Here is a 15879-nt window from a genome sequence, read left to right on the forward strand (position 1 = left end):
GGGCAGAATACGCGCCGCTCAAACCTCACCTTCGACCCCAGAGGATCGCCCATGGCCAAACCCAATTATTCCTTCGCCAAACGTCAGAGAGACTTGGCCAAGGAGCAGAAGAAAGAGGAAAAGCTCCAGCGCAAGAAAGCCAGCGCAGAAGAAGCAGCACTGAACCCGGATGCCGAAGGCGACGTGGCGGCAGAAGCTGATGTCGATGCACCGAAAGATCAGGCACCCGACGCCTGATATCCCCACTTGGACCCGATGATCGATCCGGTCCAACGGTTTGTGTCCAGGGCTGGCAGCCTCGCTGCCGGTCCTTGCAAACCCGCTATATCCCCAACGCCTTCACGATCGACAAGCGATAGCCTTCAGGCAGATTGGCCGGCAATCGCCTCGGTTCGAACAGCCCGATTTCCTTGTGCTCATGACTGATCGTCGGCACGAAACCGCCCAGCAATTGGCAGCGGTAGGTGGAGATAAAAACGTGCTTGCCCGGGATCACCTCGAACAGATACGAATCCAGTGGCTCTCCCACGCCGACCTCGACCGCCAGTTCCTCGGCAATCTCCCGCGCCAGGCATTGCGGTGCCGTTTCACCCAGTTCGATCCGCCCACCGGGCAGCTCCCATTCGTCCCGCTCGTTGAGCATCAGCACAACCAGGCCTTCGGGGGATTGCAGCACACCTTTGATGGAAACCGGGAACATATAGAAGTCTCATTGTTAATCAGTTCCCCTGTGGCGAGGGAGCTTGCTCCCGCTGGGCCGCGAAGCGGTCCAAAGATTTTACGGTCGCTGCGCAACCGAGCGGGAGCAAGCTCCCTCGCCACAGGTGTTCATCGGAACATCAGATTACTGTTCCAACGGCATCACCGTCACCCGCACTTCGGGATCATGGGTACCGCCGCCCAGGATCACCCCGCGCAACGGTGACACATCGGAGAAATCCCGGCCCCAGGCCAGGGTGATGTGCTCCAACGCCGGCTGCACATTGTTGGTCGGGTCGAAGTCCACCCAACCCAACACCGGGCAGAACACCGACACCCAGGCGTGCGAAGCATCGGCGCCTATCAGCCGGGCCTGGCCGGGCGGTGGCTGGGTCAGCAGATAGCCGCTGACGTAACGCGCGGCCAATCCGCGGGAACGCACGCAGGCCAGCATCAGGTGGGCGAAGTCCTGGCAGACGCCGCGGCGTCGCTCCAGCACTTCCACCAACGGCGTCGCGACCTGGGTGGCCTCGGCGTCGAAGGTGAACTCTTCGAAAATCTTCTCCATCAATGCCTGGACCCCGACCATCAGCGGTCGTCCCGCCGGAAAACAGCTTTCCGAAAACTCCACGAAGCTGCGCTTGAGGTGCACATAGGGCGATTCGAAACGGTAGCGACAGGCGTCCAGTAACCGCGCTGTCAACGGTCGGCCGCTATAGGTCAACGCGTCACGGGTCGAATCCCAGGCCGGCGACAGGTTGAAATCCAGTTCAGGGCGCGCCAGCACCTCGACGCTCAGGCGGGCATTGACCAGCAGCTCATCGTGAGGCCGCTCGAAGGCCAGGCGGGTCAACGGGTTGCCGAATACGTCCTGCTCATCTCGACGGGTCGTCGGTTCCGGACTGATCAGCAACTGCTGTTCGGTGCAACGCTGCCAGTCACAGGCCCGCGGCCACAGATGGGCCAGTTGCTGCGCGAGGGACACCGGGCTGTCGTAGTGGTAATGGGTGTCGTGGAGGATCTGGTAACGAGCATTCATCAGACGGACACCGTGCGTTGGCTGACGTCATCGACGTGGGCAAAATGGCGCAAGGCCAGGCGATCGGACACCTGGCCGCTGACATCGGCCACTTCCTGCAACAGCTCGGCCAGCCCGTCGAGTGCCGCGCGCAGGCTGGCTTCGCCGAACAGCGGGTTTTCCAGGCAGCGCAGGTCGAAGCGCGACAGGCGCGTCACCAACTCCGGCAACGCGGTATCCCTGGGCGCGCCAAAATCATCGTTCAGGCGCTTGAGGGTGCGCGCCACCAGTTTCAATTGGAAGAGCACCGCATGGGGGTTCTGTTCGTCCAGCAACAACAGGTCGAGCACGGGAATCAACTGCGCCACCGCCAGGTAGCGCGAGCGGTAGGTGATGCTGCTGTTGCCCAACTCCAGCAACCACTCCAGCCCGGCCTGATCGAAGACTGCCTCACCCCGCAGGAACGCCGCCAGGCTGCTGCTGAGAAACTGCAGGCGCTCCAGGCGCCGACCGATCATCAGGAAGCGCCAGCCCTCGTCGCGGGTCATGTCGTCCAAGGCGAACCCGGATAACGCCGCCAGGGACATTACCAAGCGGTTCAGGAAATCCAGCAGCTCACCGAAGTCCGGCTCACTGGTTTCCAGCTCCACGGCTTCGCGCTGCAGCTCCACGAGCGCCTGCCAGTTTTCCCGCGACAGCTTGCCGCGAACCTGCGAAGCCGCCCATTGCAAGCGCTGCAGGTTGGAACGCAGGCTGAAAGACCAGTCATCCCCGAGCATGGCCGCCATGAGACGTTCGGGCAGCTCGCCCTCTTCGGGCAACAGCATCAGGCTTTCGCCCAGGGAGACCGCCGATTGCAGCGCTTGCGGGTCATCGCCATCGACATACCGCGCCAGCATGATCCGCAGGAGGCGAGCGCTGTCGTCGCACCGCTCGCAATAACGACCGAACCAGAACAGGTTTTCGACGACCCGCGATGGCAGGTAAGGATCGCGGCGCACCAGGTCGTGAACGCCGACGGTGCGCTGGGCCTTCCATTGCTCGCCGCCGGGCGCTTGCTCGCCAAATACCCACGTGTCCTTGCTGGCACCGCCGCGCTGCATCGACACCACTTCGGCATCGGCCTCGGCAGCCACGCGGGTCAGGCCACCGCGCAGCACGCGATAATCGTTTTTCCCGGACACGGCGTACACGCGCATGCCGATGGCCCGGGGCTGGATCAGGCCATCTTCGGCCTGCCAGACCGGCGCCTGGGACAGTTGCGCCAACTCTTGGGCGACGTAGGCATAAGGCCGCGCCTGCATGCGTGCCGCCAGTTGGGCACGCTGTTTCTCGTCCAGGTCTCGACCGAACACGGGGGTGAAACTCTGGGAGGGAAATGCCGGCTTGATCAACAGCTGGGGTAATTTCTCCAAGGCCTGGGCCAGCACTGGCGGTTCACCGCACCACCAGGTGGCGATGGAAGGCAGCATCAGTTCTTCGCCGAACAGATACTGGTTGATCTTCGGCAAGAACCCCAAGAGCCCTGGCGATTCCAGCACACCGCTGCCCAGGGCATTGGCCACCAGTACCCGGCCCTGGCGCACCGCTTCCAACAACCCGGGCACGCCCAGGGCCGAATCGGTGCGCAACTCCAGCGGGTCGCAGAAGTCATCGTCGAGCCGGCGCATGATCGCGTGGACCCGACGCAGTCCGCTGAGGGTCTTGAGGTAGACCGTGGCGTCCCGGACGGTCAGGTCACCGCCCTCCACCAATGGGTAACCGAGCTGGCGCGCCAGGTAGAGATGCTCGAAATAGCTCTCGTTGAAACGCCCGGGCGTCAGCAGCACCACCAGCGGCGGCTCGCCGTCACTGGGCGCCTGCCGTGCCAGCGTCTCTTGCAAGGTCCGGAAGAAACCGGACAGGTGCTGCACCTTCAGGTCGCGATAAAGATCGGGAAACGCCCGGGACACGATCGTGCGGTTTTCCAAGGCATAACCGGCCCCGGAAGGCGCCTGGGTCCGATCCGCAGTCACCCACCAGCGACCATCGGGCGTGCGCGCCAGGTCCACGGCATACAGGTGCAGAAAGTCGCCATCCGGCGGCGTGATGCCTTGGCAAGGCCAGAGGAAATTGTTGTGGCCGAACACCAGCTCCGCCGGCAACAACCCTTCGCTGATCAGCCGCTGCGGTCCGTACAGGTCGGCCAGTACCGCATTGAGCAGACGTGCGCGCTGGGCGATGCCGGCCGACAGCAGCTTCCATTCCTGGGCGTCGATGACGTGGGGCAGCAGATCCAGCTCCCAAGGCCGATCGGCGCCCTTCGGGTCCGCATAGACGTTGTAGGTGACGCCGTTTTCCTGGATCTGCCGGGCCAGCAACGCCTGGCGCTGGAGCAGTTGCGCGGGTGTACTGCGCTGCAATTGGTCGAACAGCCGCCGCCAGTGCGCGCGCACCGCACCGCTGTCGTCCAGCAATTCGTGATAGGTGCCCGTCGTCAGCGGGTAACGGTCAAGCAGGTCAGGCATGGAAAGCTCGGCAGGACGGCAATGATAGGTGAGACTAGCGCAAGCGTATGATGCCCGGATAGGTGGAAGATTGTGACGAGCCGCTGGGGGGGCCCTGTAGGAGCTGCCGAAGGCTGCGATCTTTTGATCTTGATCTTGATCTTGATCTTTCGCTCACGACTCAATTGTCAGGGGAAAGATCGCAGCCTCGTTGCACTCGACAGCTCCTACACAGCTCCTACAAAGCGCCTACACGCCTACATTGATGCGCCGTGAAAGCGCCGCAGATCGAGCGTGAAGGGGAACTCGTCATTCGTTGCCAGATCGGGGATCGGAAGTTTCCCCGGCGTGTGTCCGATACGGAAGAATCGCGCCATCCGCCGACTCTCAGCTTCGTTGGCGTTCACCGGCAGGCTGTCATAGTTGCGCCCGCCGGGATGCGCCACGTGGTATTGGCAACCGCCCAGCGAGCGTTGCATCCAAGTGTCGAGCACGTCAAAGACCAGCGGCGCGTGGACCGGGATGGTCGGCTGCAAGCAATTGAACGGTTGCCAGGCGCGGAAACGCACCCCGGCGACGAACTCACCTACGCGACCGGTTGGCTGCAACGGCACCGGCACGCCATTGCAGGTCAGCAGATAACGTTGCGGTGCCAACCCCGTGAGCTTGATCTGCAAGCGTTCCAGGGACGAGTCCACATAACGCACCGTGCCACCCGCCGAGCCCTCTTCGCCCAGCACATGCCAAGGCTCCAGCGCCTGGCGCAGCTGCAGCTCGATACCGTTGACCGCATAATCGCCGACCTTGGGGAAGCGGAACTCCAGGTGCGCGGCAAACCAGTCGGCGCGCAGCGGATAACCCGCGGCATTGAGTTCCTCGATGACCTCGGCGAAATCCTGTTCGATGAAGTGCGGCAGCAGGAAACGATCATGCAGCTCGGTGCCCCAGCGCGCCAGCTTGGCCGGCGCATAGGGCTCACGCCAGAACCGCGCCACCAGCGCCCGCAACAGCAATTGCTGGGTCAGGCTCATGCGGGCGTGAGGCGGCATTTCGAAAGCGCGCAACTCCAGCAAGCCGAGACGCCCGGTGGCGCCGTCCGGTGAATAGAGCTTGTCGATGCAGAACTCGGCGCGGTGGGTGTTGCCGGTTACATCGATCAACAGGTTGCGTAGCAGCCGATCGACCAACCACGGCGGGCACTCCTCGCCGGGCTGGGGCATTTGCGCGAAGGCGATTTCCAGCTCGTACAACGCGTCATTGCGCGCCTCGTCCACCCGCGGAGCCTGGGACGTCGGGCCGATGAACAACCCGGAAAACAGGTAGGACAACGACGGGTGGTTATGCCAGTAGCTGATCAGGCTGCGCAGCAAGTCCGGACGTCGCAGGAACGGTGAGTCAGCCGGTGTCGCGCCGCCCAGTACGAAATGGTTACCGCCACCGGTACCGGTGTGCCGGCCATCGATCAGAAATTTCTCGGTGGTCAGTCGGTTCAGTCGTGCTTGCTCGTAAAGAAATTCGGTGCGCTCGACCAACTCATCCCAGCTCGCCGAAGGCTGCACGTTGACCTCGATGACACCCGGGTCCGGCGTGATGCGGAAATTGCTCAGGCGCGGGTCGCTCGGTGGCTCATAGCCCTCCAACAGGACAGGGCAATCCAGCTCTTGCGCGGTCGCTTCGATGGCACTGACCAGTTCCAGGTAATCCTCGACCCGCTCCAGCGGCGGCATGAACAGGTACAGCCGCCCTTCCCTGGCCTCTGCGCAGAAGGCGGTGCGGGTCAGCCAATCGGCCGATTCGTCGATCTTCGGCACACGCTCGTGTTCCAGCGCCGGCTCGCCGTGATGGCTCAACTGCTCGGTGTCGGGTAATTCGGGCAAGTCCTGATTCGGGTCGGTGGGATGGATGAACGGATATTCGGCCGCCGTCACCCACGGCTGGGACGCCAGTGGCAAGCGGTAGCCCAAGGGCGAATCCCCCGGTACCAGCCGGCAATGATCGTCGCGCAAGTACCAGCGCCCGCTTTGCCATTGGTCGCCCTTGGCGGTCCGGGCCAGCGGCAGGACCTGGCCGATCACTTTACCCAGGCCCTGGCTGAAGACCTTGCGCAACCGCGCACGCTCCAACGGGTCTTCCAACCGGGAATCCTCGGCCGTCACGTTCGAAGGCAGCGTGCCTTCGCGCCAGAGATAATGGAAATTGTCTTCGTAGGCGGGAAACACAAACCGCGTAGGAATCTTCAAGCGTTCAGCGACACTCGCCAGAAAACGGCCCGCCAACTCGCCAGCGGCGCCGTAGTCTTTCTGCTCGTCGGCAATCAACGCGCTGTCATGCCAGATCGGCACTCCGTCGCGCCGCCAATAGCAGTTGAGCGACCAGCGCGGCAGTTGCTCGCCGGGGTACCACTTGCCCTGGCCGAAATGCACCAGCCCCCGCGGCGCGTAATGCTCGCGCATGCGCTGGAACAGCTCGGCGGAGAGGCGGCGCTTGTCCGGCCCGAGGGCTGCGGTGTTCCACTCGGCGCCGTCCGGGTCGTCGATGGAAACGAAAGTCGGTTCACCGCCCATGGTCAGGCGCACGTCACCTTCCAACAGGTCGGCATCGATCTGCCGGCCCAATGCCTGGATCGCCATCCATTGCTCTTCGGTGTAGGGCTTGGTGACCCGTGGCGCTTCCCAGATCCGCTCGACGGACATCTCGTGGCTGAACTCACACTCGCACGGCTCCACCAAGCCACTGATCGGCGCCGCCGAGGACGGATCAGGACTACACGCCAAGGGAATATGCCCTTCGCCCGCGAACAACCCGGACGTGGCATCGAGGCCGATCCAACCGGCGCCGGGCAGGTAGACCTCGCACCAGGCATGCAGGTCAGTAAAGTCCACTTCCGTACCAGACGGGCCGTCGAGGCTTTTCATATCAGCGGTCAACTGGATCAAGTAACCCGAGACAAACCGCGCCGCCAGGCCCAAGTGTCGCAACAGTTGCACCAGCAACCAGGCCGAGTCACGGCATGAACCGGACGCGTGCTCCAACGTATGCTCTGGCGTCTGCACGCCGGGTTCCATGCGGATCAGGTAGTTGATGTCTTCGCTCAGGCGCTGGTTGAGCGCCACCAGAAAATCCACCGCCGGCAACGGCGTGCGGTCGATGCCGTCCAGGTAAGCCTTGAACTTCGGCGTCAGCGGGAGCTTTTCCAAGTAGGGCATCAGCTCATGTTTTTCGTCAGCCGCGTAGGTGAACGGGATTTTCTCGGCGTAGGGCTCGAGGAAAAAATCGAAGGGATTGAACACCGCCATTTCGGCGACCAGATCGACCTCGACCCGCAGCTCATTGGTTTTTTCCGGGAACACCAGCCGCGCCAGGTAATTGCCCTGGGGGTCTTGTTGCCAATTGATGAAATGCTGATCGGGCGAGACTTTCAGGGCATAGGAAAGAATACGCGTGCGGCTGTGGGCCGCCGGGCGCAGGCGAACGATCTGCGGACCGAGTTCGACAGCGCGCTCGTAGCGATAGTGTGTGACATGGTGCAAAGCGACATGAATCGACACGGCGTGCCTCCTGCGGAGCCTGGGCGTTATCGAAAGCGGCGCAAGACTTATGCCATGCAGGCAGGCCGGACACTTTCAACGTCTACTCAGGGCAGTAGAGCACTAAAACCGCGCGATGCCTGTACTGATCTGCAAAGGCCCGCACATAAATGCGGCGCGAAGCGTGGCGAATTGACTCAGCGGCGCGGGCGCGAGGCCTTGGCGGACTGGAGGATGCGTTCGCGTTGGTGGCGGATTTCGATGAGCTTGCTGCGCATTTCCCGGTGGCGTTTGCTGTTGAGCAGCAGGAGTCCCAGTAGCGGTAACAGCACCGCGAAGGTGTACACCCCTTGATGCGGGCGATAAGCGAACGTCGGCAGCACCGCCGCCAGACAAACGAGGAAGTAGCCTCCCACCCACCAGATCGCCCAGGCGCGCCCGCGTGCGATCATGAGATTGCCCAGCACCAGGACACTCACCAGGGCCAACGTGCCGAGCCCAACATAATGGGTCCTGACGGAAGGTTCCAAGGCACGCCAATAAGTGCCTCCGGACAAAACGAGCAGCGCAGACCCGGAAAAGCAGCCCAGGAAGATCGTCCCCATGAACACCGGAAAATAACGGGCGAGGAAGTGCTTCAGTGACCCACCGCCGATCATTCCGTGAACTCCTCATACAGCCCGACGGCAACAGTCTTCACGGCGCCATCGCCGGTATAACTGCCAATGATCCCCAAAGCGCCTCCGAGAGAATCCTTTATCTGAGTCAGCGTGGCGTGCCTGATTTCAGCGGAAGAATAACGCTTGGGCAAGGCGCCCGCTCGTTGCTGCAGTTTGAGCAGCTTGGCGGTAAGACTCGGATCTTTCAGGGTCAACAATTCCTTGGTCAGTTTGCTGCGCTCCTGCCGACTCAGCCCCTTGAGCAACTGATACCAGCTCTTCCCGGTACCGGCTGCTTTGCTGGCCTTCAGCAGCCGAACAGTCGTAAGCGCCGAGCCACCGACGCCCACAAGGGAAACGCCGTCAAGAATGGGGCTTACGATGTTGTACCAATCGGCGTCGTTCATCTCATCGTTGCCAGTAGGGTTGGTCAACTCATTCGCCACCCGCATCCCACCTATGACGCATTGCGCGGTACTGGCCGTCGCGGCAGCGGCGCCCAGGGCAACAACAAAGGCACTAGCCCCGGCGGTAAACGGAACAGCTACGCTTCCGCTGAATACCACCACCCAACCGATGACCGCGGCGACACAGGACAAACCCGCATTCATCGACTCAGTCCCGAGTTTTGACTCACGCGGACTGCTTTTTACCTGATCGATGAATTGCTGCGGGGCGATGTATTTCTTGGCCTCGCGCAAAATGATTCGCTTAGGCGCAATGCTGCAAATCGGCTTGAATTCGCGCAGCGTCACCACGTTGTACTCGGAATCGATGTACACCACGCCCGCACCGGCGATGTTGGGGTCGGCATCGATGGCAGCGAACAGACGCGGCAGGTTGACTTGGCTTTCGATGCGTTTGCGGGCCATGAACTGGGAAAAGCTCAGGTCCATGCCGATGCCCGTTGAAGCGCTGCTCATATGAATCGTCCTTGAGAATCGGAAAGTGGGGCTTTATCCACACTGAACACCCGTGGCGAGGGAGCTTGCTCCCGCTCGGCGGCGAAGCCGTCGTAAACCGGCCGGCACGGTCTGCCTGGGAACATTGCATGGGATTGTTGGGGGCCGCTTCGCAGCCCAGCGGGAGCAAGCTCCCTCGCCACAAAAGCTATGCATGCGCCGTCACGCCGTTGGCGGTCGCCACGATAACAAACAGCCAGCACGCCCGCTAGAAAGCAAAACGCCAGCACTCAAGGCTGGCGTTTTGCGAGGTGGCGGGGTGATCAGCGCGGCACGACAGGCTTGCGCGCCGGCTTCGGTCCCTTGCCCTTGGCCGCGTCCTTGCGCTCCTTGGCGGCCTTCTGGTTGCGGGCGAACGCGGCAGCCTTGGCTTGTTCGCGCTTGTCCCAGGCATTGCCGCCGTCACTGGCGCGCGGGGGCAGGCCGGTGTGCTGGGTCAGGATCTTGGTGGTTTCCTTGCCCACCTTGTGACTGCCCGCCGGCGTCGAGTTCTTGCGACGGGCGCTCTGGTAGCTGTCGGTGGCCGGCTGATGCAACGGAATCAACTGGTTCTTGCCCGGGCCGATCAGGTCGGCACGGCCCATGCGGGTCAGCGCTTCGCGCAGCATCGGCCAGCCTTTCGGGTCGTGATAACGCAGGAACGCCTTGTGCAGGCGGCGCTGTTCTTCGCTCTTGACGATGGTCACCGCGTCGCTCTTGTAGGTGACCTTGCGCAGCGGGTTCTTGCCCGAGTGGTACATGGCGGTGGCCGTGGCCATCGGCGACGGATAGAACGCCTGCACCTGGTCGGCCCGGAAGCCGTTGCCCTTGAGCCACAGCGCCAGGTTCATCATGTCTTCGTCGGTGGTGCCCGGGTGTGCCGCGATGAAGTACGGAATCAGGTACTGCTCTTTCCCCGCTTCCTTGGTGTACTTCTCGAACATCCGCTTGAACTTGTCATAGCTGCCGATGCCCGGCTTCATCATCTGGTTGAGCGGACCTTCCTCGGTGTGTTCCGGGGCAATCTTCAGGTAACCGCCGACGTGGTGGGTCACCAGCTCCTTGACGTATTCCGGCGACTCGACCGCCAGGTCGTAACGCAGGCCGGAGGCGATCAGGATCTTCTTCACCCCAGGCAAGGCCCGGGCGCTGCGGTACAGCTGGATCAGCGAGGAATGGTCGGTGTTCAGGTTCGGGCAGATGCCCGGGAACACGCACGACGGCTTGCGGCACGCGGATTCGATCTCCGGGCTCTTGCAGGCGATGCGGTACATGTTCGCGGTCGGCCCGCCGAGGTCGGAAATGACGCCGGTGAAACCCGGGACCTTGTCGCGGATCTCTTCGATCTCGCGAATGATCGACTCTTCGGAACGGTTCTGGATGATCCGGCCTTCGTGCTCGGTGATCGAGCAGAAGGTGCAGCCACCAAAACAGCCGCGCATGATGTTCACCGAGAAACGAATCATCTCGTAGGCCGGGATCTTCTCCTTGCCGTAGGCCGGATGAGGAACACGTGCGTAAGGCATGCCAAACACGTAGTCCATTTCTTCAGTGGTCATCGGAATGGGCGGCGGGTTGAACCAGACGTCGACTTCGCCGTGCTTCTGCACCAGCGCACGGGCATTGCCCGGGTTGGTTTCCAGGTGAAGCACGCGGTTGGCGTGGGCGTAGAGCACCGCATCGCCACGGACCTTTTCCACCGACGGCAGGCGAATCACGGTCTTGTCGCGGGTCATTTTCGGGCTCGCCAGGATCTGCACGACCTTGGCTTCGCTCGGGTCTTCAACCGGACCCTTTTCCTGCTCGATGGCACAGGCAGCGGTGTCCTGGGTGTTGACGTACGGGTTGATGATCTTGTCGATCTTGCCCGGGCGGTCGATGCGCGTGGAATCGACTTCGTACCAGCCCTGCGGCGTGTCACGACGGATGAACGCGGTGCCGCGCACATCGGTGATGTCTTCGATCTTGTGGCCGTAGGACAGGCGCTGGGCGACTTCGACAATCGCCCGCTCGGCATTGCCGTAGAGCAGGATGTCGGCGCAGGCGTCGATCAGGATCGAGTTGCGGACACGGTCCTGCCAGTAATCGTAGTGAGCGATACGGCGCAGCGACGCTTCGATACCACCCAGAACGATCGGCACATGCTTATAGGCTTCCTTGCAGCGCTGGCTGTAGACCAGGCTCGCACGGTCCGGCCGCTTGCCCGCCAAACCACCTGGGGTGTAGGCGTCATCGGAGCGGATTTTCTTGTCGGCGGTGTAGCGGTTGATCATCGAGTCCATGTTGCCGGCCGCGACGCCGAAAAACAGGTTGGGCTCGCCGAGCTTCATGAAGTCGTCTTTGGATTGCCAGTTCGGCTGCGCAATGATCCCGACGCGAAAGCCCTGGGCCTCCAGCAGCCGGCCAATGATCGCCATGCCGAACGACGGGTGATCGACGTAGGCATCACCGGTCACGATGATGATGTCGCACGAATCCCAGCCGAGCTGATCCATCTCCTCCCTGCTCATGGGCAGGAACGGCGCTGGGCCGAAACATTCGGCCCAGTACTTGGGATAGTCAAATAACGGCTTGGCTGCTTGCATGTCGATGACCGGTATAAAGGATGAAAAATCGCGGGCGCGGAATATAGCACAAAAAATGATCAATTCCGACGGCTATGGTCGGAAATTAGTGGCGCACCTTTCGCGAGCAGGCTCGCTCCCACAGTGGAATGCATTCCAGGGTGGGAGCGAGCCTGCTCGCGATGAGCCGGATCAGGCGACGAAGAAATTACTCATCGTCATCAAAATTGTAGCTACCCGGCGCCAGGTTCTCGAAGCGGGTGTATTTGCCGATGAACGCCAGGCGGATGAAGCCGATAGGGCCGTTCCGCTGCTTGCCGATGATGATTTCGGCGATGCCCTTGTGCTCCGTCTCGGGGTGATACACCTCGTCCCGGTAGACGAACATGATCACGTCGGCGTCCTGCTCGATCGCTCCGGATTCCCGCAAGTCGGAGTTCACCGGGCGCTTGTTGGGGCGCTGTTCCAGGGAGCGGTTCAACTGGGACAAGGCCACGACCGGGCAGTTGAATTCCTTGGCCAGGGCCTTGAGGGAACGGGAGATCTCGGAAATCTCGTTGGTCCGGTTGTCACCGCTGGAACCGGGGATCTGCATCAACTGCAGGTAGTCGATCATGATCAGCGCGATGTCACCGTGCTCGCGCACCAGGCGACGGGTCCGGGCGCGCATTTCCGACGGGCTGATACCCGCCGTATCGTCGATGAACAGCTTGCGGTCGTTGAGCAGGTTGACCGCGGACGTCAAGCGTGGCCAGTCGTCGTCTTCCAGTTGGCCGGAACGGACCTTGGTCTGGTCGATACGCCCCAGGGACGAGAGCATACGCATGATCAGCGATTCGCCTGGCATCTCGAGGGAGTACACCAGCACCGCCTTGTCGCTGCGCAGCACGGCGTTTTCCACCAGGTTCATCGCAAAGGTGGTCTTACCCATGGAGGGACGGCCAGCGACGATGATCAGGTCGGACGGTTGCAGGCCGCTGGTCTTCTCGTCGAGGTCGGTGTAGCCGGTGGACAGGCCGGTGATGGCGTTGTCGGTGTTGAACAAGGTGTCGATGCGGTCGATGGCCTTGGTCAGCAGGTCGTTGACGCTCACCGGGCCGCCGGTTTTCGGCCGGGCCTCGGCAATCTGGAAGATCTGCCGCTCGGCTTCATCGAGGATCTCGGCGGCGGTCCGGCCTTCCGGGTTGAAGGCGCTGTCGGCGATCTCGGTGCTGATGCCGATCAACTGGCGCAAGGTCGCCCGCTCGCGCACGATCTGCGCATAGGCCTTGATGTTGGCGACCGACGGTGTGTTTTTCGCCAGTTCGCCCAGATAACCGAGGCCGCCGACCTGGGACGTCTGCCCTTCCTTGTCCAATTGCTCGGCCAGGGTCACGACGTCGATCGGCATGTTCTGATCGGCCAGGCGGGCGATCGCACGGAAAATCAAACGGTGGTCATGCCGGTAGAAATCGCCATCGGAGACCTGATCGAGCACGCGTTCCCAGGCGTTGTTGTCCAGCATCAGGCCACCGAGTACGGCCTGTTCGGCCTCGATGGAATGCGGAGGCACCTTCAGGGCAGCGGTTTGCAGATCGTATTGCTCGGGGGCGGTGATTTCGTTCATGGCCACGTCTGGTTATGAAAATCAGGAATTGCAGAAAGACAAAGGGCACGACCTGTAGACAGGATCGTGCCCGATGTTACCGGCAAGCACCCGGGGGTGCCAACCGACAGGTGTTGCTTAGGCTGCTACCACGACAACGCGTACGGTGGCTTCAACTTCGGCGTGCAGGTGCACGGCTACGTCGAATTCGCCTACGTTGCGGATGGTGCCGTTCGGCAGACGAACTTCGCTTTTCGCCACTTCAACGCCGGAGGCGGTCAGTGCGTCAGCGATGTCGTGCGTACCGATCGAACCGAACAGCTTGCCTTCGTCGCCAGCGGTGGCAGTGATGGTCACTTCCAGCTCGGCCAGTTGGGCAGCACGGCTTTCAGCCGATGCCTTACGGTCTGCGGCGGCTTTTTCCAGCTCAGCGCGACGCTCTTCGAACGCAGCCAGGTTGGCAGCGGTCGCAGCGGTGGCTTTGCCGAAAGGCAGCAGGTAGTTACGACCGTAGCCGGCCTTAACGTTTACTTTGTCGCCCAGGTTGCCCAGGTTGGCGATTTTTTCCAGAAGGATCAGTTGCATGTGAAAATCCTCTAACTTTTAACCTTCACCGTTCGCGCTGTCGGCGTCTTTCGGCGCCATACGACCGCGAAAATCAATCAGGCTGTCGACGATGGCCAGGACCACCAGCAACGGATAGATCAGCTGCATGAACAGCAACAACGTGACGTACAACCCCACCAGCCAGAACCTGGCCAGCCGCTTTTGCGCCACCAGCCCGTGAATCAGGGCCAGCGCGGCAAAGACCAGCGGTACGCTGCACAACGGCGTGAGCATCGCCATCTGCGGACCGAAGTTCGGCCCCAGAAGCATGCCCGCCAACAGCAACATCGCCAGCCCAAGCGGGAAGCGGATGGCGCGAAATTCGCGACCAAAACCACCCGGGTTGTACAACAACGCCTGCCAGTAGCGCCCGATAACCAGGCTCAGCACACTGACGATCTGCAACAAGGCCGCAATCAGTCCGGTCAGGACGGGGGCGATCAGGGACGCAAAACGCGCCTGCTCTTCTACCGACATCTGCTGGTAGAGATCACCGAGCGCCTCGGGCAGGATTTTTATCAAAGCCTGCGACAGCATCTCGATCTGGGGTTCGAAAGCCACCCCGAGCACCACTGAAAACACCACGCCTGTCGCTATGCTGACCAGCAGCACGCGGTTCCAGGATTCGCTGGCGCGCAACACCAACGCCAGCGCCGAAGTCCCCAGCAGCACCATGACGGCACGCGGGTCAGCGGCATACAACCACCAGAGCAAGGCCGGCAGCAGTCCCAGAGCAAGAACGCCCAGGGCGTCCCTCAATCCGCGCCGCAGGAGTACAAGACCCACCGCGGCAGCACCCAACCAATACAACAACGGCAATGCCGCACATCCAGCCACTACCAGAGTGGCCTGCACACGTCCCCGCATGATGAAGTCAGCTAAGGCGCGCATGCATTCAATCCCTTACTACTTGTCGACTGCCCGGTCTCAGCGGCCGTGGCTGTCGGTGTAGGCCAGCAGGGCCAGGAAGCGGGCGCGCTTGATAGCGGTGGCCAGCTGACGCTGATAACGAGCTTTGGTACCGGTGATACGGCTTGGAACGATTTTGCCGGTCTCGGATACGTAGGCTTTCAGGGTGTTGAGATCTTTGTAATCGATCTCTTTCACGTCTTCAGCGGTGAAGCGGCAGAATTTACGACGACGGAAGAAACGTGCCATGTGATTGGCTCCTTAAAAGGTCCGTGGATTACTCGTCAGCGTTATCGCTGTTGTCGCTGTCGCTATCGCTGTCATCGCCATCGGCGCTGTCAGAGTGCTCAGGACGGTCGCGACGCTCACGGCGCTCACTGCGGTTTTCTTCAGCCTTGAGCATCTCGGATTGGCCGGTAACGGCTTCTTCGCGACGGATGACCAGGTTACGGATCACTGCATCGTTGTAGCGGAAGTTGTCTTCCAGCTCGGCCAGGGCCTTGCCAGTGCACTCAACGTTCAGCATCACGTAGTGAGCCTTGTGAACATTGTTGATTGCGTAGGCCAGTTGACGACGGCCCCAATCTTCCAGACGGTGGATTTTGCCGCCGTCTTCTTCGATCAGCTTGGTGTAACGCTCAACCATGCCGCCGACTTGCTCGCTTTGATCCGGGTGGACCAAAAAGATGATTTCGTAATGACGCATGAATGCTCCTTACGGGTTGTAGCCTGCCGCTCAAAAACGGTCAGACAAGGAGTGAATGACACTTATGGACTTGAGGACGCTAGACACATAAGTGCCTGCCATCACAGCAAGGGGCGCAATTGTAGAGAAGGGTCGAAGGCGGCGCAAGGCAATTGGCGATTATTTGAACAACCACCGAC

At 61.6% G+C, this 15879-nt stretch carries 13 protein-coding genes; 1 reads left to right on the top strand and 12 read right to left on the bottom strand.

Going from position 1 to position 15879, the window contains the following annotated elements:
* Positions 1-51: 51 nt before the first annotated feature.
* The gene (locus M8Q45_RS21790; RefSeq protein WP_198797208.1) at positions 52-237 is read left to right on the top strand and encodes a hypothetical protein; all 186 of its coding nucleotides are present in this window, start codon (positions 52-54) and stop codon (positions 235-237) included.
* An 85-nt stretch (positions 238-322) separates the two neighbouring features.
* Here the strand turns inward: M8Q45_RS21790 and M8Q45_RS21795 are convergent, their stop codons facing one another.
* The 12 genes from M8Q45_RS21795 to rpsF all read right to left on the bottom strand — a co-directional run bounded on the left by M8Q45_RS21795 (position 323) and on the right by rpsF (position 15700).
* Positions 323-700, bottom strand: a complete 378-nt coding sequence (locus M8Q45_RS21795; protein ID WP_249876353.1) for an NUDIX hydrolase — start codon at positions 698-700, stop codon at positions 323-325.
* A gap of 144 nt (positions 701-844) precedes the next feature.
* A complete protein-coding gene (locus M8Q45_RS21800; protein ID WP_249876354.1) occupies positions 845-1738 on the bottom strand; it encodes a transglutaminase family protein in 894 nt (297 codons plus the stop codon).
* The gene (locus M8Q45_RS21805; protein ID WP_249876355.1) at positions 1738-4224 is read right to left on the bottom strand and encodes a circularly permuted type 2 ATP-grasp protein; all 2487 of its coding nucleotides are present in this window, start codon (positions 4222-4224) and stop codon (positions 1738-1740) included. Before M8Q45_RS21805 ends, M8Q45_RS21800 begins: the two co-directional genes overlap by 1 nt.
* 236 nt (positions 4225-4460) lie before the next feature.
* A complete protein-coding gene (locus M8Q45_RS21810; protein ID WP_249876356.1) occupies positions 4461-7751 on the bottom strand; it encodes a transglutaminase family protein in 3291 nt (1096 codons plus the stop codon).
* Between the two features lie 176 nt (positions 7752-7927).
* The gene (locus M8Q45_RS21815; protein WP_249876357.1) at positions 7928-8389 is read right to left on the bottom strand and encodes a hypothetical protein; all 462 of its coding nucleotides are present in this window, start codon (positions 8387-8389) and stop codon (positions 7928-7930) included.
* Entirely contained in the window at positions 8386-9312 is a 927-nt protein-coding gene (ssp4, locus tag M8Q45_RS21820; protein ID WP_030140150.1) for an Ssp4 family T6SS effector, read from the bottom strand. Before ssp4 ends, M8Q45_RS21815 begins: the two co-directional genes overlap by 4 nt.
* Positions 9313-9614: 302 nt before the next feature.
* Positions 9615-11915 carry a YgiQ family radical SAM protein gene (locus tag M8Q45_RS21825; protein ID WP_249876358.1) on the bottom strand — a complete coding sequence of 767 codons (2301 nt, stop codon included), beginning with the start codon at positions 11913-11915 and terminating at the stop codon, positions 9615-9617.
* Positions 11916-12102: 187 nt separating this feature from the next.
* Positions 12103-13500 (bottom strand): replicative DNA helicase, encoded by a 1398-nt coding sequence (dnaB, locus tag M8Q45_RS21830; RefSeq protein WP_027911801.1) that lies wholly within the window; start codon positions 13498-13500, stop codon positions 12103-12105.
* Between the two features lie 117 nt (positions 13501-13617).
* The gene (gene rplI / locus M8Q45_RS21835) at positions 13618-14064 is read right to left on the bottom strand and encodes a 50S ribosomal protein L9 (RefSeq protein ID WP_003186385.1); all 447 of its coding nucleotides are present in this window, start codon (positions 14062-14064) and stop codon (positions 13618-13620) included.
* Positions 14065-14082: 18 nt separating this feature from the next.
* Positions 14083-14976, bottom strand: coding sequence for a YybS family protein (locus tag M8Q45_RS21840; RefSeq protein WP_030140152.1), 894 nt, complete (start codon positions 14974-14976; stop codon positions 14083-14085).
* Positions 14977-15012: 36 nt separating this feature from the next.
* Positions 15013-15243, bottom strand: coding sequence for a 30S ribosomal protein S18 (gene rpsR, locus M8Q45_RS21845; protein ID WP_002551829.1), 231 nt, complete (start codon positions 15241-15243; stop codon positions 15013-15015).
* A gap of 28 nt (positions 15244-15271) precedes the next feature.
* Complete coding sequence (gene rpsF / locus M8Q45_RS21850; RefSeq protein ID WP_003186395.1) at positions 15272-15700, bottom strand: 30S ribosomal protein S6; 429 nt, start codon at positions 15698-15700, stop codon at positions 15272-15274.
* Between the last annotated feature and the right edge of the window lie 179 nt (positions 15701-15879).

Origin of the sequence: Pseudomonas sp. T1.Ur, from assembly GCF_023516725.1 — a bacterium.
GTDB classification, from domain to species: Bacteria; Pseudomonadota; Gammaproteobacteria; order Pseudomonadales; family Pseudomonadaceae; genus Aquipseudomonas; species Aquipseudomonas alvandae.